At 60.8% G+C, this 24940-nt stretch carries 23 protein-coding genes; 21 read left to right on the top strand and 2 right to left on the bottom strand.

The genetic code is table 11. The features are described from left to right. The first annotated feature begins 53 nt into the window (after positions 1-53). On the top strand, positions 54-1394 hold the full coding sequence (gene rlmD, locus CD932_RS02670; RefSeq protein WP_094441280.1) for a 23S rRNA (uracil(1939)-C(5))-methyltransferase RlmD: 1341 nt from the start codon (positions 54-56) through the stop codon (positions 1392-1394). On the opposite strand, the gene CD932_RS02665 is transcribed toward rlmD, so the two are convergent. Both CD932_RS02665 and CD932_RS02660 read right to left on the bottom strand, forming a co-directional pair. Beyond that, the gene (locus CD932_RS02665) at positions 1391-2761 is read right to left on the bottom strand and encodes a hypothetical protein (RefSeq protein WP_141213152.1); all 1371 of its coding nucleotides are present in this window, start codon (positions 2759-2761) and stop codon (positions 1391-1393) included. The two genes, rlmD and CD932_RS02665, sit on opposite strands and share 4 nt — an antisense overlap. 227 nt (positions 2762-2988) lie before the next feature. Beyond that, positions 2989-3675, bottom strand: coding sequence for a Bax inhibitor-1/YccA family protein (locus CD932_RS02660; protein WP_094441278.1), 687 nt, complete (start codon positions 3673-3675; stop codon positions 2989-2991). A 219-nt stretch (positions 3676-3894) separates the two neighbouring features. On the opposite strand from CD932_RS02660, the gene ndk reads away from it, so the two are divergent. The 20 genes from ndk to CD932_RS02560 all read left to right on the top strand — a co-directional run bounded on the left by ndk (position 3895) and on the right by CD932_RS02560 (position 24938). Continuing rightward, positions 3895-4311 (top strand): nucleoside-diphosphate kinase, encoded by a 417-nt coding sequence (gene ndk, locus CD932_RS02655; RefSeq protein WP_065310563.1) that lies wholly within the window; start codon positions 3895-3897, stop codon positions 4309-4311. Positions 4312-4425: 114 nt separating this feature from the next. Continuing rightward, complete coding sequence (gene rlmN, locus CD932_RS02650; protein WP_094441277.1) at positions 4426-5601, top strand: 23S rRNA (adenine(2503)-C(2))-methyltransferase RlmN; 1176 nt, start codon at positions 4426-4428, stop codon at positions 5599-5601. An 11-nt stretch (positions 5602-5612) separates the two neighbouring features. Then, on the top strand, positions 5613-6389 hold the full coding sequence (pilW, locus tag CD932_RS02645; RefSeq protein WP_254926432.1) for a type IV pilus biogenesis/stability protein PilW: 777 nt from the start codon (positions 5613-5615) through the stop codon (positions 6387-6389). 13 nt (positions 6390-6402) lie between these two features. Beyond that, positions 6403-7344: a helix-turn-helix domain-containing protein gene (locus CD932_RS02640; protein ID WP_094441275.1), complete on the top strand. Its 942-nt coding sequence runs from the start codon at positions 6403-6405 to the stop codon at positions 7342-7344. A gap of 17 nt (positions 7345-7361) precedes the next feature. After that, positions 7362-8636, top strand: coding sequence for a flavodoxin-dependent (E)-4-hydroxy-3-methylbut-2-enyl-diphosphate synthase (gene ispG / locus CD932_RS02635; RefSeq protein WP_094443410.1), 1275 nt, complete (start codon positions 7362-7364; stop codon positions 8634-8636). A gap of 57 nt (positions 8637-8693) precedes the next feature. Next, positions 8694-10055 (top strand): histidine--tRNA ligase, encoded by a 1362-nt coding sequence (gene hisS, locus CD932_RS02630; protein WP_094441274.1) that lies wholly within the window; start codon positions 8694-8696, stop codon positions 10053-10055. Between the two features lie 69 nt (positions 10056-10124). Next, positions 10125-10793, top strand: a complete 669-nt coding sequence (locus tag CD932_RS02625) for a tetratricopeptide repeat protein (RefSeq protein ID WP_094441273.1) — start codon at positions 10125-10127, stop codon at positions 10791-10793. A 39-nt stretch (positions 10794-10832) separates the two neighbouring features. After that, on the top strand, positions 10833-11978 hold the full coding sequence (gene bamB / locus CD932_RS02620) for an outer membrane protein assembly factor BamB (RefSeq protein WP_094441272.1): 1146 nt from the start codon (positions 10833-10835) through the stop codon (positions 11976-11978). A 5-nt stretch (positions 11979-11983) separates the two neighbouring features. Further along, on the top strand, positions 11984-13330 hold the full coding sequence (der, locus tag CD932_RS02615; RefSeq protein ID WP_094441271.1) for a ribosome biogenesis GTPase Der: 1347 nt from the start codon (positions 11984-11986) through the stop codon (positions 13328-13330). Between the two features lie 252 nt (positions 13331-13582). After that, complete coding sequence (gene hfq, locus CD932_RS02610; RefSeq protein ID WP_008450615.1) at positions 13583-13819, top strand: RNA chaperone Hfq; 237 nt, start codon at positions 13583-13585, stop codon at positions 13817-13819. Positions 13820-13927: 108 nt separating this feature from the next. Next, positions 13928-15169: a GTPase HflX gene (gene hflX, locus CD932_RS02605; protein ID WP_094441270.1), complete on the top strand. Its 1242-nt coding sequence runs from the start codon at positions 13928-13930 to the stop codon at positions 15167-15169. Positions 15170-15171: 2 nt separating this feature from the next. Next, on the top strand, positions 15172-16446 hold the full coding sequence (gene hflK, locus CD932_RS02600; RefSeq protein ID WP_094441269.1) for an FtsH protease activity modulator HflK: 1275 nt from the start codon (positions 15172-15174) through the stop codon (positions 16444-16446). Continuing rightward, a complete protein-coding gene (hflC, locus tag CD932_RS02595) occupies positions 16446-17342 on the top strand; it encodes a protease modulator HflC (RefSeq protein WP_094441268.1) in 897 nt (298 codons plus the stop codon). The genes hflK and hflC overlap by 1 nt, the downstream gene beginning before the upstream one ends. A gap of 56 nt (positions 17343-17398) precedes the next feature. Next, complete coding sequence (locus CD932_RS02590) at positions 17399-18580, top strand: acyltransferase (protein WP_254926431.1); 1182 nt, start codon at positions 17399-17401, stop codon at positions 18578-18580. Between the two features lie 465 nt (positions 18581-19045). Then, entirely contained in the window at positions 19046-20206 is a 1161-nt protein-coding gene (locus CD932_RS02585; protein ID WP_094441266.1) for an ATP phosphoribosyltransferase regulatory subunit, read from the top strand. Between the two features lie 3 nt (positions 20207-20209). Next, positions 20210-21523: an adenylosuccinate synthase gene (locus CD932_RS02580; protein ID WP_094441265.1), complete on the top strand. Its 1314-nt coding sequence runs from the start codon at positions 20210-20212 to the stop codon at positions 21521-21523. Positions 21524-21586: 63 nt separating this feature from the next. After that, the gene (locus tag CD932_RS02575) at positions 21587-22132 is read left to right on the top strand and encodes a phosphoribosyltransferase (RefSeq protein WP_094441264.1); all 546 of its coding nucleotides are present in this window, start codon (positions 21587-21589) and stop codon (positions 22130-22132) included. A gap of 69 nt (positions 22133-22201) precedes the next feature. Beyond that, the gene (locus CD932_RS02570; protein ID WP_094443409.1) at positions 22202-22711 is read left to right on the top strand and encodes a GNAT family N-acetyltransferase; all 510 of its coding nucleotides are present in this window, start codon (positions 22202-22204) and stop codon (positions 22709-22711) included. Positions 22712-22724: 13 nt separating this feature from the next. Then, a complete protein-coding gene (locus tag CD932_RS02565) occupies positions 22725-23030 on the top strand; it encodes an NIPSNAP family protein (protein ID WP_094441263.1) in 306 nt (101 codons plus the stop codon). 138 nt (positions 23031-23168) lie between these two features. Then, positions 23169-24938, top strand: a complete 1770-nt coding sequence (locus tag CD932_RS02560; protein ID WP_094441262.1) for a TerB N-terminal domain-containing protein — start codon at positions 23169-23171, stop codon at positions 24936-24938. Positions 24939-24940 lie beyond the last annotated feature (2 nt).

Below are 24940 nucleotides of genomic sequence, written 5' to 3'. Positions count from 1 at the left end.
CCCAGGTTTCAGCGCGGCCCTGCGTCCTTGCCCACTTTTACCTATTGATCGCTATGCAAGAAAATATCATCGAAATCAAATCGCTCGACATGGACGCGCGCGGCGTCGGCCATCTCGACAATGAAGACGGCTCGCCGGGCAAGGTCGTGTTCGTCGAAGGTGCGCTGCCGGGCGAACGGGTCGGCTTCGTGACGTTCAAGAAAAAGAAAAACTGGGAAGCGGCGCGCATGACGGTGCTGCACCGCGAGTCGTCCCTGCGTGTCACGCCCAAATGCAAGCATTTCGATTACTGCGGCGGCTGTTCGATGCAGCACCTGGAGCCATCGGCCCAGGTCGCCATCAAGCAGCGCGTGCTGGAAGACAACCTGTGGCATATCGGCAAGGTGCGCGCCGAGAACATCATGCGCCCCATGTACGGCCCGACCTGGGGCTACCGCTACCGCGCGCGCCTGTCGGTGCGCCACGTGAAGAAAAAAGAGACGGTGCTGGTCGGCTTTCACGAAAAGAAATCGGCCTTTGTTGCCGATATCGACAGCTGTGAAATCCTGCCGCCGCATATCTCCGCCATGCTGCTGCCGCTACGCGCACTGATCGGTTCGCTGTCGATCTTTGACCAGATGCCGCAGATCGAACTGGCCATCGGCGAAGATGTCACGGCCATGGTGCTGCGCATCATGGCGCCGTTGACGGCGGACGACGAGACGAAACTGAAAGCCTTTGCCGACGAATACGGCGTGCAATGGTGGTTGCAGGTCAAGGGACCGGAGACGGCGGTGCCGTTCTATCCGCTCGACAAACAGCTGCATTATCTGCTGCCGGAATTCGGCGTCAGGATGCCGTTCAAGCCGGTCGACTTTACCCAGGTGAACCACCATATCAACCGCGTGCTGGTGTCGAAAGCACTGCGCCTCCTGGATGTGCAGGCTACGGACCGCGTGGCCGACCTGTTCTGCGGCTTGGGTAACTTCACTTTGCCGCTGGCCACCCAGGGCAGGGAAGTGGTCGGCATCGAGGGCAGCACCACCCTGACCGAGCGCGCGCTGGAAAATGCGCTGGCCAATGGCCTGTCGGCAAAAACCTCGTTCTCGACGCGCAACCTGTTTGAAGTGACGACCGACGACCTGATCGCGCTGGACAAGTTTGACCGCATCCTGGTCGACCCACCGCGCGACGGCGCCATGGCCCTGTGCCAGGCGCTGGCCGGTCTGTCGCAGGTGCGCCCCGAGATGCTGCCAAAACGCATCGTGTATGTCTCCTGCAGCCCCTCGACCCTGGCGCGCGACGCCGGCATCCTGGTGCTGGAAGCTGGTTACAAGCTCAGCAAGGCGGGTGTGGTGAACATGTTCCCGCATACTTCGCATGTGGAGTCGATGGCGGTGTTTGATCTGGTTTAAGCTGGTGCCTGGCCGCTCAGAATGCGGATGCGGTCAGCCCACTCCTGGCGCAGCAGCTTGCCGTCCTTGTGCAGCAGCGAGGCGCGCCGCTCTTTCAGGTGCTGCTGGCGGTAAGTCGCATCCACCAGTTTGATGTGCAAGCAGAATTCGTCGCAGGACACTTGCGCACCGGCCCAGCGGCCTTGCCAGATACTGGCGCCATCCTCATACACCAGTACGCCGCGCCCGTGGCGGTCGGCGGCGATCAATTCGCTCACGCCGCCCTGTTTGTTGCCGGCATAGTGGATGAACAATTCTTCAGGCAAGGTGCTCAAGCCGGCTGAACGCACGATTTCCTGCGCGGCGCAAGCAGCGTGTTGTTTCGCTGCGCGGGCTTGCTGCACTTGCGCCGCGTCGTTGTCGCGCCGCTGCTGTTCCTTTTGCAGGCGCTGTTGTTCGGCGGCGGCGGCGATCTGCGCTTCCTGCGCATCGAGCGGTGCCTGTACATGGGCGGCAATCGCCTTGCAGGTCTCTTTAACGGCATTGCCTGTGCTGAGGTTGGTCGCGAAACTGAAGCGCCGCGTCTGGCCCTCGCTGGTGAGGGTAATCCACAAGGTGCCGAAGCCCGTGCCTCTTTCGTAGGTGCCGCCGCTCAATTGGGTGGTGGTCACCGTGCTGGCGGGAATATGCACGGTAACCGTGTTGGCGCCGCTGTAGCCGGTCGCCATCGAGCCGGGCACGTGGTGAGTAGAGCTGGTCGTGTTCAGCGCTGTCGTGGTGTTTTCACGAAAGTAGGCGCTGACATTCGCCACCAGCAAAGGCGTGGCGTCAGTCCTGCTCCTCTTGCGCGTGGCCAGCAACGGCAACGCCAGGCGCTGGCGTTGCACCGGCAAAGCGTTGCTTTCTTCGTCTTCGATACTGTCGGGCAGCAGGTCGAGCTGCACCAGTTCACTGCCGGGCTGGTAGACGATGGTAACGGTTTTTGACCGATAATGTGTGGCAGCTACCGCGCCGCCCTTCAGCATGCGGTATTGATGTTGCAGGGTGGCGCGCAGCATGCCGCCCACGCGGTACAGCAAGCCCAACAGCAAGGTCAGCGGCACGCTCGCATACACGGTGCCCAACGACATGCCGCCGACCAGTATCTGGCCACACCAATACACCAGCACCAGCAAGCCAAGCAAACCCAGTATTTGTACGCCGCCCCTTGGTGCTTGTTTGACGTACTGCGCAAGAAAGGTGCCATACGCCACCACGGCCACCCAGATTGCGATCTGCGCATCGGAAACCGTTTCAGCGAAGGATGTTATCGGCATACTGAACAGGATCACGCTGAGCACCACGTTGAGCAGCAGCAGCGCTGCCAGTGGCGGAAATTTTCCGCTCATCTTGTGTATCAACCAGGAAATGCCAATGCTGGTGACAGTGACGATCAGGAGGGTGTTCAGGGTCATTGTGGGAGGGCGTCAGAAGGGGGAGGTACTGTCCATTATAAATGTGTGGCAGACATTGGTTCCATTAAGAATTGTTCTATATGGAGACAGGTGCAGCCACAACAATGGACGAAAAAAAACCGGCCAAAGCCGGTTTTTTTGTTACCGCATGATTCCAGCGATTAGTCGCGGCTGCCGCCGGCAAAACCCAGCAGTGACAGCAGGCTGGTAAAGATGTTGTACACGTCCAGGTAGATGCGCAGGGTGGCCGAGATGTAGTTGGTCTCGCCGCCGTTGATGATCTGCTGCACGTCATACAGGATGTAGGCCGAGAAGATCGCAATGGCCACCATCGAGATCACGATCGACAATGCCGACAGGCCCAGGAAAATGTTCGCCACCGACGCCAGGATCAGCACGATCACGCCGGCGAACAGCCATTTGCCCATGGCCGAAAAATCGCGCTTCGACACCGTGGCGATGGTTGCCATCACGGCCAGGATGGTGGCGGTGCCGCCGAAGGCTGTCATGATCAGCATGCCGCCGTTCGAGTAGCCCAGGGTGCGTGTCAGGATGGGCGTGAGCATCAGGCCCATGAAGAAGGTAAAGCCCAGCAGGACGGCCACGCCGATGCCCGAGTTCTTGGTTTTTTCGATCGCAAACATGAAGCCGAAGGCGATCGCCATGAAGATGATGAAGCCCATGCCGCCGGTCAGCATCGGCAGGTGCATCTGCACGCCGATGAAAGCGCCCAGCACGGTCGGTATCATGGACAGCGCCAGCAGCCAGTAGGTATTGCGCAAGACCTGGTGGCGTACTTGTTGCATGCCTCCCGACAGGTCAAAGGTGCGTTGCATGTTCTGATTCATAAAGCCTCCGTGTTGTCAAATCGATTTACTTCTTTGTGCAAGGATAGCATGGCGCCGCTTTTTTGCAAAAAAACCAGCTTAAGATTCCATTAAACGCATCTGGCTTGCACCATCGTGACGGTCGCCCTGGGTGGGAAGGCGTGTAGTATGGTAAAATCGAAGGTTGATTGAACTATCAATTATTGATTTAAACCTTACTTTTTATTGGAGTTTTCACACATGGCAATCGAACGCACCCTGTCGATCATCAAACCAGACGCAGTTGCAAAAAACGTAATCGGCCAAATCTACAGCCGTTTCGAAAACGCTGGCCTGAAAATCGTCGCCGCCCGCATGACCCAACTGACGCGCGAACAAGCTGAAGGCTTCTACGCAGCGCACAAAGAGCGCGGCTTTTTCAAGGATCTGGTCGACTTCATGGTTTCCGGTCCAGTCATGATCCAGGCCCTGGAAGGCGAAAACGCCGTGCTGGCCCACCGTGACCTGATGGGCGCAACGGATCCGAAAAAAGCAGAAAAAGGCACGATCCGCGCCGATTTCGCCGATTCGATCGATGCCAACGCCGTGCACGGTTCGGACGCTGTCGAAGCTGGTCAAGTGGAAATCGCTTACTTCTTCCCAGAACTGAAGGCCTAATCGCCTTGGATAACGTTATTTCCTGGCGTTATCTGTGAAATAACTTTATCACCCCTGTTCCCGCTGTGCTTTTTCCTTCGCGCGCGGGGACGGATTTTTAGAATAGGCAACATCATGACGACGACGACCCTCACCAACTTGCTGGACCTCGATCCCGCGCAGCTGATCGCTTATTGCGCCGAGTTGGGAGAGAAACCGTTTCGTGCGAAACAACTGCAACGCTGGATACACCAGTTTGGCGCCTCCGACTTCGACGCCATGACCGATCTGGCCAAGTCGCTGCGCGACAAGCTGGCCACGCGCGCCGAAGTGCGTGCCCCGGCCATCATCAGCGACCATACTTCGACGGACGGCACGCGCAAGTGGCTGGTCGACGTGGGCAATGGCAACGCCGTGGAAACCGTGTTCATTCCGGAAGACAATCGCGGCACGCTGTGCATCTCGACCCAGGCCGGCTGCGCCGTCAACTGCCGTTTCTGCTCGACCGGCAAGCAGGGCTTCAACCGCAACCTGTCCGTTGGCGAAATCATCGGCCAGCTGTGGATGGCGGAATTCGAGCTGCGCCGTACCAAGGGCATCGAACCAGGCCCGAAAGGCGAACGCCAGATCACCAACGTGGTGATGATGGGCATGGGCGAGCCACTGCTCAATTTTGAACCGACCGTCACCGCGCTGAAATTGATGCTCGACGATAACGCCTACGGCCTGTCGCGCCGCCGCGTGACCCTGTCGACCTCGGGCGTGGTGCCGATGATGGACAAGCTGTCGCAGGAAGTGCCGGTGGCCCTGGCCGTCTCGCTGCACGCCTCGAACGACGTGCTGCGCGATGGCTTGATTCCACTGAACAAGAAATACCCGTTGAAGGAACTGATGGCAGCTTGCCGTCGCTATCTGGAATTTGCGCCGCGCGACTTCATCACGTTTGAATACTGCATGTTAGATGGCGTCAACGACAGCGACGAGCACGCGCGCGAACTGCTGGCGCTGGTGCAGGACCGCGAGTTTGGCGTGAACTGCAAGTTCAACCTGATTCCGTTCAATCCCTTCCCCGAGTCGGGCCTGTTCCGCTCGAAAAATCCGCGCATCAAGGCGTTTGCCCAGGTGCTGATGGACGGCGGCATCATCACCACCGTGCGCAAGACGCGCGGCGACGATATCGATGCCGCTTGCGGCCAGCTGGCCGGTGAAGTCAAGGACCGTACGCGGGTGCAGGAGCGGATGGAAAAAATGACGGAATACCAGCAGAAGTTTGGCGCCAATTTCGGCAAGATCGTCGAGATCCGCTCCTGATGCGGGGAGGCATGGCTTACCCGCGCGCGCTGGCCGTGGCTGCCGCCAGCCTGGCCGTGCTGCTGGCCGGCTGTGCTTCCACCGCGAACAGGGATCAGGCCGCCTCGTTGCAGGAACGCGCCGGCTTGCGCCTGCAGCTGGCCGGCGCCTATTATGCGCAAGGTCAGTTCAATATCGCGCTCGATGAGGCGCAGCAAGCGCTCACACTGGCGCCAGGCGACGCCCAGGCTTACGGTATGCGCGCGCTGGTCCTTGCTGCCATGCGTCAGCCGGTGCCAGCCGAAAAAGATTTTCTTTACGCATTGCGCCTTGCGCCCCACAATCCCGAGTTGAGCAATAATTATGGTCAGTTCCTGTGCCAGACGGGGCGCGCGGCGCAGTCGCTGGCCTATTTTGACGCCGCGCTGCGAGACGCCGCCTATGTGTCGCCGGAAAAGGCGCTGGGCAATGGTGGTGCTTGCAGCCTGGCAATGAAAGATCCTGAGCGCGCCACCAGTTACTGGCTGCGCGCAGAGCGCATTGCGCCGGGGATGGCAAGCACTTACATCGGCCTGGCGCGTGCATATTACGAACAGCAGGACTACCGGCAGGCGGCTTTCTATCTGGAGCGCCTGGGCAAGGTAACGATGATGGAGAGCCAGGCGGCCGATGTGCTGTGGCTGGCGATCAAGGTGCGGCATAAGCTTGGAGATGCGGGTGCGGAAGCTGGCCTGGCGGCGCAATTGCGCCGCCACCATTTCGGCTCGCCCGAATATGCCGCTTATCAAAGTGGGGCGTTTGATGAGTGAAACAGGGATACCAATGAATTCAGAGCGGGCAGAAATACCTCAGCAGCAGCCCCAGGGCAATCTTGCGTCGGCAGGCGCACAACTGAAGGCGCAGCGCGAAACGCTGGGCTGGTCGGTGGAACAGGTGGCTGACCAGCTCAAGCTGGCGCCGCGCCAGATGGTGGCGCTGGAAGAGGGTGACGTGGCGGCCTTGCCGAACCTGGCCGTGGTGCGCGGCTTCGTGCGCGCCTACGCCAAGGTGCTGCGCATCGACCCGGCGCCGCTGGTGGCGATGATCGCCATCCATCCGCCCATGCCGGTGCCGGAGCATCATGCGGCGCCGGCGCGGCGCGACATTTCCGCCACGTTTTCCGAGTCGCGCTTCCCGTCGATGACGCAGCGCTCGTCGCATTCCGGCCTGTGGATCGCCGGCGTGCTGGTCGTGGCCGCCGCCGCCTTTGGCGCCTACAAAATGGGTTATGTGCCCGAGACCCTGTTTGCCCATGGCGACAAGGAAGTGGTGCACGCCGGCGTGACCGCGCCGGTGGAAACTACCCTGGTCAAGCCGGGCCAGGAGATCGCTCCGGTGCAAACGCCGTCGGTGCCTTTGATTTCCGTGCCGCCAGCCGCCAGCGCCAGTGCCGGCGCCAGCACTGACACGCCAGCGCCGGCGCCAGCCGCGGTGCCCGCACCTGCGCCGGCGGCCGAAACGCCGGTAGCTGCGCCAGCCGTGGCCGGCGCCAATGCGCTGGTGCTCAATGTGACGCAGGATTCCTGGGTTGAAATTCGCCGCCCGGGCAGCACGCCGCTGATTTCGCGCCTGGTCAAGGCAGGCAGTACGGAAACGTTCGATATCACCGGGCCGGCCGTGCTGGTGGTGGGCAAGCCCGAGGTGGTGCAGGCGACCCTGCGCGGCGCCAAGCTGGAGCTGCCGCGCATTGCGGGCGGCACGATTGCCCGCGTCAATATCAAATAACTGACAAGACTATCATGATGGCTACCTCGAATACAGCGATCGGCTCCGGCCCGTCCGGCCGGCGCGACAGCCGCAAAGTGCTGGTCGCCCATGGCCAGCGCCAGATCTGGGTGGGCGGCGACGCCCCCGTGGTGGTGCAGTCGATGACCAATACCGATACGGCCGACGCGGTCGGCACCGCGATCCAGATCAAGGAGCTGGCGCGTGCCGGCTCGGAACTGGTGCGCCTGACGGTCGACCGGCCGGAAAGCGCAATGGCGGTGCCGTATATCCGCGACCAGCTCGACAAGATGGGCATCGACGTGCCGCTGGTGGGCGATTTTCACTATAACGGCCACACCCTGCTCAATGACTATCCCGATTGCGCGCGCGCGCTGTCGAAGTACCGCATCAATCCGGGCAATGTGGGCAAGGGCGCCAAGCGCGACACCCAATACGCGCAGATGATCGAGGCGGCCTGCCGCTACGACAAGCCGGTGCGCATCGGCGTGAACTGGGGCAGTCTGGACCAGGCCTTGCTGGCGCGTATCATGGATGAAAACGCGGGCCGCGCCGAACCGTGGCCGGCGCAAGCGGTGATGTACGAAGCGCTGGTGACGTCGGCCATTGAAAACGCCGTGCGCGCCGAGGAGCTGGGCCTGGCGCGCGACAAGATTATCCTGTCCTGTAAAGTGTCCGGGGTGCAGGACCTGATCGCCGTCTACCGCGAACTGGCCAGGCGCTGCGACTACCCGCTGCACCTGGGCCTGACGGAAGCGGGCATGGGCAGCAAGGGTATCGTGGCCTCGACGGCGGCGCTGTCGGTGCTGCTGCAGGAAGGCATCGGCGACACCATCCGCATTTCGCTCACGCCCGAACCGGGCGGCGACCGCACGCGCGAAGTGATTGTCGGCCAGGAAATCCTGCAGACCATGGGGCTGCGCAAGTTTGCGCCGATGGTGATCGCCTGCCCCGGTTGCGGCCGCACCACCTCGACCACCTTCCAGGAACTGGCCGACAATATCCAGACCTATCTGCGCGAGCAGATGCCGGAATGGAAAAAACTGTATCCGGGCGTGGAAGCGATGAACGTGGCGGTGATGGGCTGCATCGTCAACGGCCCGGGCGAGTCGAAACACGCCAATATCGGCATCAGCCTGCCCGGCACCGGCGAATCGCCGGCCGCGCCCGTGTTTGTCGATGGCGAAAAAGTCATCACTCTGCGCGGCGAGCGCATCGTCGAAGAATTCCAGGACATCGTCCTCAAGTATGTAAAGAGTCACTACAGCACCGTAACCGCAGTAACGGCGTAGGTTGGATTAGCCCTTGGGCGTAATCCCACAACACAGTTAAAGCAAAGAAGAATATTTATGTCCGAAAATAAAAAAGCCGATAAAATCACCGCCGTCAAAGGCATGAACGACGTGCTGCCGGCCGACGCGCCGCTGTGGGAGTTGTTTGAGAATACGGCCCAGTCCGTGCTGCAAAGCTATGGCTTCCAGCAGATCCGCACGCCGATCGTGGAAGAAACGAAGCTGTTCGCGCGCGCCATCGGCGCCGTCACCGATATCGTCGAAAAAGAGATGTATTCGTTTACCGATTCGATGAATGGCGACAACCTGACCCTGCGCCCTGAAGGCACGGCCGGCGTGGTGCGCGCCGTGGTCGAACACAATCTGGTCTACGAAGGCCCGAAACGCCTGTGGTACAAGGGCCAGATGTTCCGCCACGAGCGTCCGCAGAAAGGCCGCTACCGCCAGTTTCACCAGTTTGGCGTGGAAGCCATCGGCTTTGCCGGCCCGGATATCGACGCCGAGCTGATCATGATGTCGCGCCGCCTGTGGGATGACCTGGGCCTGGAAGGCATCCGCCTGGAACTGAACTCGATCGGCGACGCGCAAGAGCGCCTGCGCCACCGTGCCGACCTGATCGTGTACCTGGAAAGCCACAGCGAGCTGCTCGACGAAGAAGCCAAGCGCCGCCTGCACAGCAATCCGCTGCGCATTCTCGACACCAAGAATCCGGCCATGCAGGAACTGGTCAATGGCGCACCCAAGCTGCTGGACTACCTGGGCGAAGAATCGCTGGCGCACTTCCACGGCCTGCAGAAGATCTTGAACCACAACAATATTCCGTTCACCATCAATCCACGCCTGGTACGCGGCCTCGACTACTATAACCGCACGGTGTTCGAGTGGGTCAGCGACAAGCTGGGCGCGCAAGGCACGGTCTGCGCGGGCGGGCGCTATGACGGCATGGTCGAAATGTTCGGTGGCAAGTCGACGCCGGCCGTCGGCTTCGGCATGGGCGTCGAGCGCCTGGTGCTGCTGATGAAAGACGCGGCCGAGCCGGAAGCCCCGGCACAATGCGATGTCTACCTGGTGCACCAGGGCGAACAGGCCGGCCTGCAGGCGTTCGTGCTGGCCGAGCGCATCCGCGATGCGGGCCTGGACGTGGTGCTGCACTGCGCGGCCAGCAATGGCGGCGGCAGCTTCAAGACGCAGATGAAAAAGGCCGACGCCAGCGGCGCCTCGTTTGCCGTGATCCTTGGCGACGATGAAGTCGCCAGGCATGTGGCCACGGTCAAAGCGATGCGCGCGGCCGAAGGCGCAGCGCAGCAGAACACGGTGCCGTTCGACGATGTCGTCGATTACGTGGTCGACCAGATCATCGGCGACCATGATTGCGGTCATGACCACGGCCCCGGCGGCCATGTGCATCACCATCATTGAACTACGTTGCCACAGCAATGTGGCAACATGGCGTACCCCTCGATCCACTATTCATTACACTGACGACTCATGGCATACGATCACGAAGAGCAAGAACAACTGGCATCCCTCTCGGCATGGTGGAAGCGCTATGGCAACCTGACCTCCTGGGTCCTGATCGTGGCGCTGGCCGGCTACAGCGGCTGGGCCGGCTGGCAGTACTACCAGCGCACCCAGGCCGCGCAGGCCGGCCAGCTGTACGATGAGCTGCAAGGCGCCATCGCCGCCAAGGATGCTGCCAAGGTGCAGCGCGCAGCAAGCGACATGCAGTCGCGCTTCGGTGGCACGGCGTATGCGCAGATGAGCGGCCTGGCCGCAGCCAAGGTGGCGTTCGACGCCAACGACCCGAAAACCGCCAAGGCCCAACTGCAATGGGTGCTTGACCATGGCACTGAAGAATACAAGGTCATCGCCAAGCTGCGCCTGGCTGGCGTGCTGCTGGACGAAAAAGCCTACGATGACGCCCTGAAAGCCCTGTCGGGCGCCACCGTGCCGCAATTTGCCGGCGCCGTGGCCGACCGCAAGGGCGATATCCTGGTCGCGCAAAACAAGCTGGCCGATGCGCGCACCGCCTACCTGGCCGCGTTTGCCGCGACCGATAAAAACAACCCGGGCCGCCAGCTGATCCAGGTCAAACTGGAAGCCATCGGCGGCAGCGTGCCGGAAGAGAAGGCCAAGGCCGCGCCAGCGGCTGCCTGATAGTCCTTACAAGTACAAGAAAAAGGTTGGATAACATTTATGCGTCTCACTGAAAAGCTGGTAGCGGCAAGCCTGATGGTCTTGATGGCGGGTTGCTCGTCATGGAATCCGTTTGCCAAGAAAGATCCGAAAACCGAGCCGGCCAAGCTGGTCGAGTTAAAATCGAGCATGGCCGTGCGCGAGGCATGGAAGTATTCGATCGGCAAGTCGGGCGTATATGCGTTCAGTCCGGCGCTGTCCGGCACCAGCCTGTACGTGGTCAACGCCGATGGCGCGCTGGCGCGTCTCGATGCGGGCACCGGCCGCGAAGCCTGGCGCATCAAGGCCGGCGCCGACATCACGTCCAGTCCAGGCACCGATGGCAACGTGGTGGCGGTCGGCGGCGCCAAGGGCGCTATCCTGGTGTTTGACGCCAGTGGCAAGGAACTGTGGAAGGCGCAAGCGTCGAGCGAAGTGCTGACGGCGCCGGTGGTCGGCGAAGGCATGGTGGTGGTACGCAGCGTTGACAACCGCATCCTCGGTTTCGACGCCAAAACGGGCGAGCGCAAGTGGGTGGTGCAGCGCACCACGCCGGCACTGACCCTGCGCAATGCGCCGGGCATGGTGCTGGGCGGCACGAACGTCTATGTGGCCCAGCCGGGCGGCAAGCTGGTGGCGCTGACGGCGGCCACCGGCGTGGTGCGCTGGGAAACCGTGGTCAGCGAACCGCGCGGCGCCACCGAACTCGAACGCGTCTCCGATATCGCCGGCACGCCGGTGGTGTTCGCAGGCGAAGTGTGCACCGTTACCTATCAGGGCAAGGCCGGTTGCTTCGACGCCGCCACCGGCGTGCCGCGCTGGACCAAGCCGGTCTCGTCCGATGTGGGCGTGGCGGTCGACCAGCGTTTCGTGTTTACCGCCGATGACCAGGGCACGGTGCTGGCATTTGCCCGCGACGGCGGCCAGGGCGCCTGGAAGAACGAGGCGCTGGCGCGCCGCCGCCTGTCCACGCCTGCCTCGTACGGCCGCAGCGTGGCCGTTGGCGACTATCAAGGTTACATCCACTTCCTGTCACGGGAAGATGGCGCATTAATAGGTCGGGTCAGCACCGACGGCAGTCCGATCGTTTCGGTGCCGCTGGTCGCAGGTTCGAATTTGATTTTTCAAACCCAATCAGGGACAGTGACCGCTCTCGCGGTCGAGTAATACAAATGAAGCCGGTAATTGCACTAGTAGGTCGACCCAATGTTGGGAAATCGACTTTATTCAATCGTCTGACCCGCTCGCGCGATGCGCTGGTGGCGGATTTGCCTGGGTTGACGCGCGATCGTCACTATGGCGAAGGCCGTGTCGGCGAACGTCCCTTCCTGGTCATCGATACGGGTGGTTTCGAACCCGTCGCCAAGGAAGGCATCATGCACCAGATGGCGCTGCAGACCAAGCAGGCCGTGGCCGAGGCCGATGTGGTGGTGTTCATCGTCGATGGCCGCCAGGGCCTGACGCCGCATGACAAGACCATCGTCGACTTCCTGCGCAAGAGCGGTCGCCCGGTCCTGCTGGTGGTCAACAAGAGCGAAGGCATGCGCTATACGGCCGTGGTGTCCGAATTCTATGAATTGGGCATGGGCGATCCGTATGCGATCTCGTCGGCGCACGGCGACGGCGTCAACGACCTGGTCGAAGTGATGCTGGACCTGGCGTTCGCACAACGTCCGGACGAGCCGGAAGAGCTGGAAAAAACCGACCGTGGCATCAAGATCGCCCTGGTCGGCCGTCCGAACGTGGGCAAGTCGACCTTGATCAACACGCTGCTGGGCGAAGAGCGCGTAATCGCCTTCGACATGCCGGGCACGACGCGCGACTCGATCGAGATTCCGTTCGAGCGCGACGGCCAGCAATATACCCTGATCGACACGGCCGGTATCCGCCGCCGCGGCAAGGTGTTCGAAGCGATCGAGAAATTCTCGGTGGTGAAAACGCTGCAGTCGATTTCGGAAGCCAACGTGGTGGTGCTGATGCTCGACGCGCAGCAGGATATCTCGGAACAGGACGCGCACATCGCCGGCTTTATCCTGGAATCGGGCCGCGCGCTGGTGGTGGCCGTCAACAAATGGGATGGCCTGCAGTCGCATGAGCGCGACGAGATCAAGATCGATATCGACCGCAAGCTCGATTTCCTGTCGTTCGCGCAGATGCATTTCATTTCGGCGCTGAAGGGCACCAACATCGGCCCGTTGATGAAGTCGCTCAACGCGGCGTATGCGGCCGCCATGTGCGACCTGTCGACGCCGAAGCTCACGCGCGCCCTGATCGAAGCGGTGGAGAAGCAGGAACCGCGACGCAAGGGCTCGATCCGTCCGAAGCTGCGCTACGCCCACCAGGGCGGCATGAACCCGCCGGTGATCGTCATCCACGGCAATGCGCTCGACGCCGTTGGCGACCCGTACAAACGGTATCTGGAAAAACATTTCCGCGATACCTTTGCGCTGGTCGGCACGCCATTGCGCATTGAACTGCGCACCGGTAAGAACCCGTTTGCGCGCACGCCGGGGAAATAAGGTTTTAATGGCAAAATTAAGCGCATATTAAGGCGCCGCAGTAATAATGCGGCGCCGATAGCAAATAATATTGCCATTCCTGTGTATTAACGCCAAAATAATAAAGTGTTAATGCGCCATGCGCGACAGCGATCGCGAAAACAGGTTACAGTAGCTATGACGCATCTTTCTCTGCGAGAGAGGTGTGAGAGCACTTGAAATCAAGCGAGTCGCCTCCAATTCTTACACAACAACATAAACAACGGAGCTGTTATGAGCAACAAAGGGCAACTGTTACAAGACCCATTCCTCAATGCATTACGCAAAGAGCATGTTCCTGTCTCGATCTACCTGGTCAACGGCATTAAATTGCAGGGCCATATCGAATCGTTCGATCAATATGTCGTATTGCTGCGCAATACGGTGACGCAGATGGTGTACAAGCATGCCATCTCGACTGTGGTGCCGGCCCGTGCCGTCAATCTCAATATTGAATCCGAAGCGGAGTAAAGCGTTGAGCCTGACGGCCCCGCGCCTTTCACCTTCCATCGCCAGCATCCGTGCCAGCGGTGTTGATGTATTTGCATCGGCACCCGCGACAACCTGTCTGTTTCCATCATGCGCGCGGCACTAGTCGGAGTTGACTTCGGTCACAGCGACTTTGCCGCCAGCATGGAGGAACTCATGCTGTTGTCGCGCTCGGCTGGCGCCGACCCGATTTCCACTATCACGGCCAAGCGTTCCAGTCCCGATTCGGCCTACTTTGTCGGCAGCGGCAAGGCCGACGAGATTGGCGACGCCGTCGTCAACGATGGCCTGGAAATCGTCATCTTCAACCATGCCCTGTCGCCCGCACAGCAGCGCAATCTGGAAAAGCGCCTGAATGTGCGCGTGCTCGATCGTACCAGCCTGATCCTCGACATCTTTGCGCAGCGCGCGCAAAGCCACGAGGGCAAGCTGCAGGTCGAGCTGGCCCAGCTGCAGCATCTGGCTACGCGCCTGATCCGCGGCTGGACCCACCTTGAACGGCAAAAGGGCGGCATCGGCCTGCGCGGCCCCGGCGAGACGCAGCTCGAGACCGACCGCCGATTGATCGGCGACCGTGTCAAGGCGCTGCGCGCACGGCTGGAAAAACTGCACAAGCAACGCGAAACGCAGCGCCGCGCGCGTGGCCGCAATCACACGTTTTCAGTGTCGCTGGTCGGCTATACCAATGCCGGCAAGTCGACCCTGTTCAACGCCGTGACCAAGGCCGGCGTGTATGTGGCCGACCAGCTGTTCGCCACGCTCGACACCACCTCGCGCCGGGTCTATCTCGGCCAGGAAGTGGGCAATGTGGTGATCTCCGACACGGTCGGTTTTGTGCGCGAATTGCCGCACCAGCTGGTGGCCGCTTTCCGCGCCACGCTGGAAGAAACCATCCATGCCGATCTGCTGCTGCACGTCGTCGACGCCTCGTCGCCGGTGCGCATGGAGCAGATCGAGCAGGTCAACCTGGTATTGCAGGAAATCGGCGCCGATCATATTCCGCAAATTCTCGTGTGGAACAAGATCGACGCGGCCGGGCTGGAGCCTTCCGTCGAGCGCGATGAAGATGGCGTGCTCAGCCGCGTATTTGTCAGCGCACACAAGGGCAGCGGGCTCGACCTGTTGCGCGAGGCCATCGTCGAGATGGCCAGGAGCGCACCGCGTTCGGCCCACCTCTATCAGTACGATGCAGCACAGGACGGCCAGTCGATCGACGAGCAGCAAGCGCAACACGATCACGCTGGCCAGCACGATGGCGCCGCCCGGGACCAGGCCGAAGAAACTGGCCCGGACGATGGTATTTCCACCCACTCCAAAGTCGGAACACGATAGTTATGCTTGTCTCCCTACTCAAAAAAACAGGCTTGAAGTTGTCCCTGAATGATCCCCGCTGGGGCAATCGCAAGGACGACGGCAAGAAAGCCCAAGAAGGCAAAAAGCCCGGTGAGGGTCCGCCCGACCTCGATCAGCTGTGGCGCGATTTCAATCAGCGCCTGAACGCCTTTTTCGGCCAGAAAAACCGTCCCGACAACGGCGGCAACGGCGGCAACAACAACGGTGGCGGTCCGCGTCCCGACATGAAGGGCGCCGGCATCACCGCCGGCGTGGTCGGCGTGATTGCCGTCGTCATCTGGCTCGCCAGCGGCGCCTTTATCGTGCAAGAGGGCCAGAGCGGCGTCGTGCTGACGTTCGGCCAATACGCGCGCACGGCGCCGGCCGGTCTCAACTGGCGCTGGCCGTATCCGTTCCAGACCGATGAAACCGTCAATGTGTCGCAGGTGCGCACGGTGGAAGTCGGTTACCGCACTTCGCTGCGCAACAAGCAGACTGGCGAATCGCTGATGCTGACCGACGATGAAAACATCATCGATATCCAGTTTGCCGTGCAATACACGCTCAACGATCCTGTCAAATGGCTGTTCAGCGTGCGTGACCAGGAGGACACCTTGCGCCAGGTCGCCGAAACCTCGATCCGCGAAGTGGTGGGGCGCAGCAAGATGGACTTCGTGCTGTACGAAGGTCGCGAGAAAGTGGCCTTCGACACGCAGAAATTGATGCAGCAGATACTCGACGATTACAAGGCCGGTGTGTTGATCACCAACGTGACGATGCAGGCGGTACAGCCGCCAGAGCAGGTGCAGGCCGCGTTCGACGATGCCGTGAAAGCCGGCCAGGACCGCGAACGCCAGAAGAATGAAGGCCAGGCCTACGCCAACGACGTGATTCCGAAAGCGCGCGGCGCCGCCTTCCGCCTGATGGAAGAAGCCGAAGCGTACAGTGCCATGGTGACCGAAAACGCCGCCGGTAACGCCTCGCGCTTCAAGCAGGTGCTGGTCGAGTATCAAAAGGCGCCGGGGGTCACGCGCGACCGCATGTACCTGGAAACCATGCAGCACGTGTTTGCCAGCGCCAGCAAGGTCATGGTCGATGCGAAAAGCGGCAGCAACCTGCTGTACTTGCCGCTCGACAAGCTGATCGCCCAGACCGCCGCCAGCGAGGCCACCCGCAGCCCGGGCACGCCCGCCACCACCACTGTTTTGCCACAGGAAGCCATGCCGACAGTCGAAGTCAATACGCGCCGCTCTTCGCGTGAACGGGAGAGCCGCTGATGAACCGTATCGTTGCCGCCCTGATCGCGGGCTTTATCGCGATCATGCTGTTGTCCTCGACCGTGTTCGTGGTCGACGCGCGCAAATATGCAGTCGTCTTCGCCCTCGGTGAAGTCAAGGATGTGATCAACGAGCCCGGCTTGTACTTCAAGCTGCCGCCGCCTTTTCAGAATGTCATGTATCTGGACAAGCGCATCCTGACCCTGGACACGCCGGAGCCGGAACGCTTCATTACGGCCGAGAAGAAAAACATCCTGGTCGACGCCTTCGTGAAATGGCGCATCACCAATCCGAAGACGTATTTCCGCAGCTTCGGCGGTGATGAAAACCGCGCCCGCGACCGCATGTCGCAAATCGTCAAGGCTGCCCTGAATGACGAAATCACCAAGCGCACCGTGCGCGAAGTGATCTCTGGCCAGCGCGGCAAGGTGATGGAGGCGATCAAGGCCAAGGCGGCGGCCGAGGCCGTGGCCATCGGCGTGGGGATTGTCGACGTGCGCCTCAAACGCGTCGATTACGTCGAGCAGATCAACAATTCGGTGTACGAACGCATGAAGTCCGAGCGCGTGCGCGTGGCCAACGAGCTGCGGTCGACCGGTTCGGCCGACTCCGAGAAGATCCGTGCCGACGCCGACAAGCAGCGCACCGTGATCATGGCCGAAGCCTACCGCGAAGCCGAGAAGCTGCGCGGCGAAGGCGACGCCAAGGCCTCGCAGATCTACGCCGAAGCGTTTGGCCGCAATCCCGAGTTCTACAAGTTCTATCGCAGCCTCGAAGCCTACCGCGCCACGTTCAAGGACAAGGGCGACGTGATGGTGATCGATTCGAGCTCGGAGTTCTTCAAGTACTTCAAGGGCAATGGCCCGGGCGCTGCGGCCGGCGGCGCCAAGAAGTAATCCAGGGGCAGTCCTTCACGCGGGGCCGGCAGCGATGCCGGCCCCGCTTTTTAAATGTGATATTCAGCGCTAATCCTCAAATCCAGCGCAATTCCGGCCGTCTTCCAGGGCTGGACGTGTTGCGCGCGTTCGCGGTGGTGTGGGTCATGCTCTACCATGTGACGAGTTACGGCCTGTCATTGCCGGAGATCATCGAATTCGGCTACATGGCCGTAGATTTGTTCTTCGTCCTCAGCGGATTTCTGATTGGCGAACAGCTGCTGAGCCCGTACGCCGCAGGTAGCGAACCGCATTGGTGGCAATTCTATCTGCGGCGTGCGTTTCGGATATTGCCCGCATATCTGGTCATGGTGATGCTGTATTTTGCAGTACCGGCGATTCGAGAAAGCGAAGGTATTCAGCCGCTCTGGCAATTTTTAACATTTACTCAGAATATGTGCGCCGATTATTTCCGCGCCCGGGCTTTTTCCCATGCGTGGTCTTTATGCATAGAGGAACATTTCTATCTCATATTGCCGCCAATCGTGTGGCTGCTGGCCCGAAAACCGAGCGCCACGCGAATTGCCATGGTGGCTATCGTTTTGTTGCTGGGTGGCATGGCATTGCGTGCCTGGCTATGGCAACATAGTGTGGCGCCGTTCCTGCACATTGCAAGCGGCGAGGGCGATTTTTTCACGCGTTACATCGAGAAAATATATAACCCGACATTCACGCGTCTCGATGGCCTGCTCGCCGGCGTCCTGCTGGCCGTGGTAAAAGTGTTCCGGCCAGGGTGGTGGACGTGGGCGATGGTTCGATCCAGGTGCTTCCTCGCAGGAGGACTGATCGGCGTTGCCGCAGCCATGTACATGCCGTCGCCTGGCTACGCGAGCGCCGTGTCCAGTTTTCCGCTTCTTTCGGCCAGCTTTGCTTGCATCGTGCTTGCGTCATCGGGTCCAAAGCATTGGGCCGGTCTCGTGCCGGGCGTCTTCCCGATCGCAACCATGGCATTCAGTCTTTATCTTGCCCACAAGCCGGTTTATCAGCTCATCCACTCTCATTTTGACGCACAGCTACAGGACGCCAATTTGCTTGCGTTGTGTGTCTACGGTGGGGGCGCACTCGCCGCGGGGAGCCTGCTTTACTTGACCGTAGAGCGGCCAGGTGTGCGCTTGTGCGCGTTTATTCTCAATCGCCGTCGACGTCGACTTGGGAGCGATGCTGACGGATCGTTCGTTGCCGATGCCCGAGTACCCTGAACCCGGAAATGCGCCCAGCATCCATTTGATGACGTTACCGATACTTTGGGGTGGATTTCCCTCGAATAGGCAGTGTTGCGCAAATTGCTTGGGCTCGTATAACCGCAGCCGCCATTGATGCTCGCGATAGGTTCGTCTACTCTGGTTTGCTTGGCATGAACGCCAGCGAGGACGCGAGACGGTGCTGTTGGTTCGTTTAGCTACGGCCGTACTGCGCGGAACGAACGTCGAACACGGGCAGATTCGGGATGCCGTTACGCATCGACGCCAGGAAGTCGTCGGCATCGAAGTATTGCCGGCCCCAGAAAAGGGCGGCTTTTTTGCCCTCGGTTATCACTGCGGCGACAACTTATCCCTAAAGCCACACTTTTTCGCGTAAAATATCAGGTTCGGCCTCTTGCCTGGCGCGCCCGCCGCTGCCTCGCCTGATGCATTTTTCAACTTTCTTCCGTATCACGCTCCCTCATGCCGAATTGGCTTTTGCCCGAAAATATTGCCGATGTATTGCCGTCGGAAGCGCGCAAGATCGAAGAGCTGCGCCGCCTCATGCTGGATAATTTCCGTCTGTACGGATATGAACTGGTGATGCCGCCCTTGCTCGAGTACCTGGAGTCGCTGATGACCGGCGCCGGCAAGGATACCGATCTGCGCACCTTCAAGCTGGTGGACCAGTTGTCGGGCCGCATGCTCGGCCTGCGCGCCGACATGACCACGCAAGTGGCGCGCATCGATGCCCACCTGCTCAACCGTAGCAGCGTCACCCGCCTGTGCTATGCCGGCAGCGTGCTTCATACCCGTCCGTCGGGCCTGCATGCGACGCGCGAGCCGCTGCAGATCGGCGCTGAAATCTATGGCCACGCCGGCCTGGAAGCGGACGCCGAAATCCAGGAACTGGCGCTCGCGTCCCTGGCGCTGGCCGGGTTCGATGCGGTGCGCCTCGATCTGTCGCACGTCGGCTTGCTGCGCGCTATTATTGCGCCGGATGAACAGGCGGTGCGCGACGAAGCTGCGCTGTACAGCCTGCTGCGCGCGAAAGATGCGCCAGGTCTGCGCGCCCTGACCGCGTCCTATGATGCCGTCACGCGCGAGGCGCTGCTGGCCTTGCCGAACCTGTATGGCGACATCGATGTGCTGGCGCGCGCGCGCGAAGTGCTGCCGCCGCTGCCGGGCGTGCAAAAAGCGCTGGCCGAACTGGCCGCGCTGGCTGGCTCGGCTTTGGGCCGCGCCGAAGTGGCGATCGACCTGGCCGACCTGCGCGGTTACCAATATGAAAGTGGCGCGATGTTTGCGCTGTATGTACCTGGCTTGCCGAATGCTGTGGCGCGCGGCGGCCGTTATGACCACGTCGGCGAAGCGTTCGGCCGGGCTCGTCCCGCGACCGGCTTCTCGCTCGATTTGCGCGAACTGGCGCGCCTGTTGCCCAGCGCGGAGCGCAAGCATTCGATCCGCGCGCCGTGGGGCAGTGCGCCAGAACTGAAGGAAAAAATCGCCGAGTTGCGCAAGGCGGGCGAGGTCGTGATCCAGAGTTTGCCGGGTCACAGTAATGAACAAGACGAGTTCGAGTGCGATCGCGTGCTGGTACTTGCCGATAATGGTAGTAGCTGGATTCTTAAAAACTTAGGTTGAGTGATGTCAAACAAAATTATGGCAAAGAACGTCGTTGTCATCGGCACCCAATGGGGCGATGAAGGTAAGGGCAAGATCGTTGACTGGTTGACCGATCACGCCCAGGGTGTGGTGCGCTTCCAGGGCGGCCACAATGCAGGCCACACGCTGGTCATCGGCGGCGTCAAGACCGCGCTGCAACTGATCCCTTCGGGCATCATGCGTCCAGGCGTTGCCTGCTACATCGGCAACGGCGTGGTGGTGTCGGTGCCGGACGTGCTGCGCGAAATCGACAAGCTGGAAAAAGTCGGCGTCGAAGTCGCTTCGCGCCTGAAAGTGTCGGACGCGGCGCCCGTGATCCTGCCTTACCACACCGCCATCGACCTGGCCCGTGAAGCCAAGCGCGGCGATGCCAAGATCGGCACCACCGGCAAGGGCATCGGCCCGGCCTACGAAGACAAGGTGGCGCGCCGCGCGATCCGCATCGCCGACCTGCTGAACGAAAAGCGCTTCGCCGAAAAACTGGCCGAAAACCTCGACTATCACAACTTCGTGCTGGAACACTACCTGAAGGCGCCGGTTGTCGACTATCAGAAGACCCTTGACGACGCGCTGGCCTATGTGCCGCGCCTGCGTCCGATGGTCACCGACGTGTCGAGCGCGCTGTACGCCGCGCACAAGGCCGGCGCCAACCTGTTGTTCGAAGGCGCGCAGGGTTCGCTGCTCGACGTCGATCACGGCACCTATCCGTTCGTCACCTCGTCGAACTGCGTGGCCGGCAATGCCGCCGCCGGTTCGGGCGTCGGTCCTGGCATGCTGCACTACATCATGGGCATCACCAAGGCCTACACCACGCGCGTCGGCTCCGGTCCGTTCCCGTCGGAACTGCCAACCGACGCTGGCGTCGGTCACCACCTGGCGCAAGTGGGCCATGAATTCGGCACCGTGACGGGCCGCGCCCGCCGCTGCGGCTGGTTCGACGCCGCCTTGCTGCGCCGCTCGGTGCAGATCAACGGCGTGTCGGGCATGTGCCTGACCAAGCTCGACGTGCTGGACGGCATCGACACCCTGAAGCTGTGCACCGGCTACACCATCGATGGCGTGTCGGTCGATATCTTCCCGTCGGGCGCCGAAGAAGCGGCCCGCTGCGTGCCGGTGTATGAAGAGATGCCAGGCTGGACCGAAAGCACGGTCGGCGCCAAGTCGATGGACGCGTTGCCGGCCACCGCGCGCGCCTATATCAAGCGGATCGAAGAACTGGTCGGCGTGCCGGTGGACATGGTCTCGACCGGTCCGGACCGCGAAGAAACGATCGTCCTGCGCCACCCGTTCCAATAAAACGCGTCGCACACAATCCGCCGCAAGGCGGATTTTTTCAAGCAACGAATAAAATACACCACCATGACTACACCGCAAAGCAATGACCAGCACCTGTGGGTGAACTGGGAGCAATATCACCGCCTGATCGAGCGCCTGGCGCTCAAGGTTCACGAATCGGGCTGGAAGTTTGACCAGGTGCTGTGCCTGGCGCGCGGCGGCGTGCGCCCCGGCGACGTGTTCTCGCGCATTTTCGACCTGCCGCTGGCGATCCTGTCGACCAGCTCCTACCGCGAAGACAAGGGCACCACCCAGGGCGACCTCGATATCGCCAAATACATGACCATGACCAAGGGTCCGCTGGCCGGCCGCATCCTGCTGGTCGACGATCTGGCCGATTCGGGCGTCACGCTCGACAAGGTCACGCATCACCTGAAAGACAATTTCCCGGGCGTGACGGAAGTCAAATCGGCCGTCATCTGGCTCAAGGGCTGCTCCGTCGTGCGTCCCGACTACTTCCTGGAAGAGTTGCCGCACAACCCCTGGATCCATCAGCCGTTCGAGGACTACGACGGCCTGCGCCCGCACCAGCTGGCGGCGTGGATCAAGAAAGGCGAGAAGGGCAAGTAATTGTTCTTTCGCGTAGCAGAAAAAAAGACGATCATGTATCGTCTTTTTTTTCGCCTGAAGGAATTGCGCATGACTATCCTGCATACGGCGCGGCTGCGCCTCGAACCGGTCACCGAAACCCATTACGAGGCCATGCACGCCATGAACTCGGATACCGAAGTGATGACCTTCCTGAACGCCGGCCAGCCGGAGACGGAAGAGCACACGCGCGCCGCCGTCGCCCGCATCATGGGGCGCTGGGCCGAGTGGGGCTATTCGTGGTGGGCCCTGATCCGCAAGGACGACGAGGTGCTGGTCGGCATGGCCTGTTTGCAGCATATCGGCGGCGACAAGGCGCAAGCGCACGAAATCGGCTGGCGCCTGGCGCGCGCGGGCTGGGGCAAAGGCTACGCCAGCGAAGCGGCCACCGCCATCGTCGCGCATGCGTTCGACGTGGTTGGCGCGCCGTTTGTGGTCGCCGTCGCCCATCCCGACAATGCTGCGTCCATCAAGGTCATGACGCGCCTGGGCATGCACTACACGGGGATGGAAAAGCACTACGATCTCGATTCGGTGGTCTACCGCCTGGATCGACCATGAACAAGGAAACCATATGATCACCTGCTATTTACGCTATATCATCGACCCGTACAAACTGCAGCAATTCGAAGCCTACGGCAAGCTGTGGATACCGCTGGTCGAGCGCTTCGGCGGCCAGCATCACGGCTACTTTTTGCCATCCGAAGGCGCCAGCAACGTGGCGCTGGCCATGTTCTCGTTCCCCAGCCTGGCGCTGTATGAACAATACCGCATCGACTCGCTGCAGGACCCCGACTGCCAGGCGGCGTTTCGCCATGCCGAGGAAACGCGCTGCATCGTCAGCTATGAACGCAGTTTTTTCCGGCCTGTGTTTGGCTGAAGTCATGTTAGCATGAGGAAATAACAACAGCCGATTTACATGGCTCGCTTGTTGAAGACCGTGATTGCAGCATGAGCGTCATTCGGCACGGTACTCGTGCCGGACGACACTACCACTAACGTGAGCAAGACGAGATCGATGACGCGATACAGTTCAGATGATGCGCATTTTTCCTTTGAGGATAGTGGGTTTCGTATCCCCGGGCCGCCCGCTCAGCCATTAATGGCGCAGTGGCATGGCCGCAATCAAGCTGTGACGGTCGCTGGTCTATCGATTCCATCAGGCATGGTGTATGTCGGGGAGAATTTTCCAGGAAGAGATGGCCCACCCGATCCCTGCCTGATCGATCCCCTGAAAGCGGTCGACTTGCGGGCCGATTACAACCAGGCGCATGCCCATGAAGATCGGCCCAGTTATGCCGATATGTCTCCGAGCGCACGCGGCGCCTATTTGAAATGGCTTGCTGATGGCCGCAGTGGTCCTGACGCCGATATCAGCAATATCTGGCTATTTTTCTTTGGCCTGGAACGCCGGGTTTTACTGGACTTCCAAGCTGACAAGACACTGCTTGCAGAGTTGCCAATAATTGCCAAAGAATTGCTGCGGCTCTTGAAGCATTACGGCAAGACATCATCGTTGTTTCAGCGGAAGTGCGGTGAGCTTCTGGATGTCGTCAATTTGTTGCAGGCGCCGCCTCAACTGTATTTGCAAGCCGTTCCAGAGTTAGCCGTTGGCACCGTGATGCCCATGCAGCTGCGCCTCGCCATCGGCCAGGCTGTGGCTGACCGGCATCCTATTCCGGTGCAGCTGGCCTTGGCCTGGGTACTGCACGATCCGGCGATCGTACTGAGCCCGGCGACCGCGTATTGCGATGAGCAATTCCATGCGCTCTTCCTGGCAAAATATGGGAACATGCATGGTGACCGGATCAGGATCCGGCCGACGGCGGCCAGACTGAAATGTGTGTATGCACCGGCGTCCGGCTTCCTCCGGGACACGCAAGGCATCGATGTCGAACTGGGCGATATTCCAGATATCAACGCCATCGACGGACCCGTCAATTTCCTGCAAAGAGTGGTGGACGAATGTACCGCCGTGCTCGAGATGCAGAACGCCACCGCCACCTTGGCACTGGAACTGCTGATCATGCAGGCGCAGATCAACCAGGTATTGAGCGACGAAAAAATGGTGGTACTCGATGAACAGATCGCTTCCTGGAGTCACCTGGGCACGCAACAACAGCGCAAGCTGATGATGCACGCTCGATTGCTGCAGCAAGAACCGATGCTGTCTTCCACCATGCGACGCAAGGTGCAAGACGCGGGACAGGCGGTGCGCGAAGCGTGCGCCGAATTTATCGTGGGCATTGCCAACTCCGACGCGCATCTGCCGCGTGGCGCGGTAGCGGTGCTGGAGCGGCTGTATGATTTTCTTGATGTCGAGCGCAAGAAGCTGTACCTCGCCCTGCATGGGGTGGAGATGGCGCCGGCAACCAAGCACGCCACGGTGTCAGACGCCCTCCCTTCCGGCGTGGTCATGCTTGACCTCGCGCGCATTGCACAATTGCAGAGCGATAGTGAAAAACTGGCAGTATTACTTGGTAATATATTCGTCGACGATACCGTGCCCGTGCCCGTTCCTGTGGCAACGGCGTCTCCAATCTCGTCTTCGCTGGACCGCCTGACCGGACTCGATTCTGCGCACACGGTATTCATGCGCCAACTGCTTGCCCGTTCATCGTGGTCACGCAGCGAATTGGAAGTGCTCGCCCGCAGTCTGGACATGATGCTCGATGGCGCGCTGGAACATGTCAATGAAGCCTGCCTCGACGCCTATGACTGCCTGTGCTCCGAAGGCGATGATCCGATTGACATCAATCCCGACATCCACGAAAGAATCGCACCATGAGT

Origin of the sequence: Janthinobacterium sp. PC23-8 (assembly GCF_002250505.1) — a bacterium.
Classification (GTDB): Bacteria; Pseudomonadota; Gammaproteobacteria; order Burkholderiales; family Burkholderiaceae_D; genus Janthinobacterium.
This window is presented reverse-complemented; position numbering and strand designations above follow the sequence as displayed.

Coding starts and splice junctions, on each gene's coding strand:
- hflK (WP_094441269.1), top strand. CDS start 15,172: ATGCTTGTCTCCCTACTCAAAAAAACAGGCTTGAAGTTGTCCCTGAAT.
- hflX (WP_094441270.1), top strand. CDS start 13,928: ATGCGCGCGGCACTAGTCGGAGTTGACTTCGGTCACAGCGACTTTGCC.
- CD932_RS02625 (WP_094441273.1), top strand. CDS start 10,125: ATGGCATACGATCACGAAGAGCAAGAACAACTGGCATCCCTCTCGGCA.
- rlmD (WP_094441280.1), top strand. CDS start 54: ATGCAAGAAAATATCATCGAAATCAAATCGCTCGACATGGACGCGCGC.
- ndk (WP_065310563.1), top strand. CDS start 3,895: ATGGCAATCGAACGCACCCTGTCGATCATCAAACCAGACGCAGTTGCA.
- pilW (WP_254926432.1), top strand. CDS start 5,613: ATGGCTTACCCGCGCGCGCTGGCCGTGGCTGCCGCCAGCCTGGCCGTG.
- der (WP_094441271.1), top strand. CDS start 11,984: ATGAAGCCGGTAATTGCACTAGTAGGTCGACCCAATGTTGGGAAATCG.
- CD932_RS02560 (WP_094441262.1), top strand. CDS start 23,169: ATGACGCGATACAGTTCAGATGATGCGCATTTTTCCTTTGAGGATAGT.
- hflC (WP_094441268.1), top strand. CDS start 16,446: ATGAACCGTATCGTTGCCGCCCTGATCGCGGGCTTTATCGCGATCATG.
- hisS (WP_094441274.1), top strand. CDS start 8,694: ATGTCCGAAAATAAAAAAGCCGATAAAATCACCGCCGTCAAAGGCATG.
- bamB (WP_094441272.1), top strand. CDS start 10,833: ATGCGTCTCACTGAAAAGCTGGTAGCGGCAAGCCTGATGGTCTTGATG.
- CD932_RS02665 (WP_141213152.1), bottom strand. CDS start 2,761: ATGAGCGGAAAATTTCCGCCACTGGCAGCGCTGCTGCTGCTCAACGTG.
- CD932_RS02640 (WP_094441275.1), top strand. CDS start 6,403: ATGAATTCAGAGCGGGCAGAAATACCTCAGCAGCAGCCCCAGGGCAAT.
- CD932_RS02580 (WP_094441265.1), top strand. CDS start 20,210: ATGTCAAACAAAATTATGGCAAAGAACGTCGTTGTCATCGGCACCCAA.
- CD932_RS02565 (WP_094441263.1), top strand. CDS start 22,725: ATGATCACCTGCTATTTACGCTATATCATCGACCCGTACAAACTGCAG.
- rlmN (WP_094441277.1), top strand. CDS start 4,426: ATGACGACGACGACCCTCACCAACTTGCTGGACCTCGATCCCGCGCAG.
- ispG (WP_094443410.1), top strand. CDS start 7,362: ATGGCTACCTCGAATACAGCGATCGGCTCCGGCCCGTCCGGCCGGCGC.
- CD932_RS02585 (WP_094441266.1), top strand. CDS start 19,046: ATGCCGAATTGGCTTTTGCCCGAAAATATTGCCGATGTATTGCCGTCG.
- hfq (WP_008450615.1), top strand. CDS start 13,583: ATGAGCAACAAAGGGCAACTGTTACAAGACCCATTCCTCAATGCATTA.
- CD932_RS02575 (WP_094441264.1), top strand. CDS start 21,587: ATGACTACACCGCAAAGCAATGACCAGCACCTGTGGGTGAACTGGGAG.
- CD932_RS02570 (WP_094443409.1), top strand. CDS start 22,202: ATGACTATCCTGCATACGGCGCGGCTGCGCCTCGAACCGGTCACCGAA.
- CD932_RS02660 (WP_094441278.1), bottom strand. CDS start 3,675: ATGAATCAGAACATGCAACGCACCTTTGACCTGTCGGGAGGCATGCAA.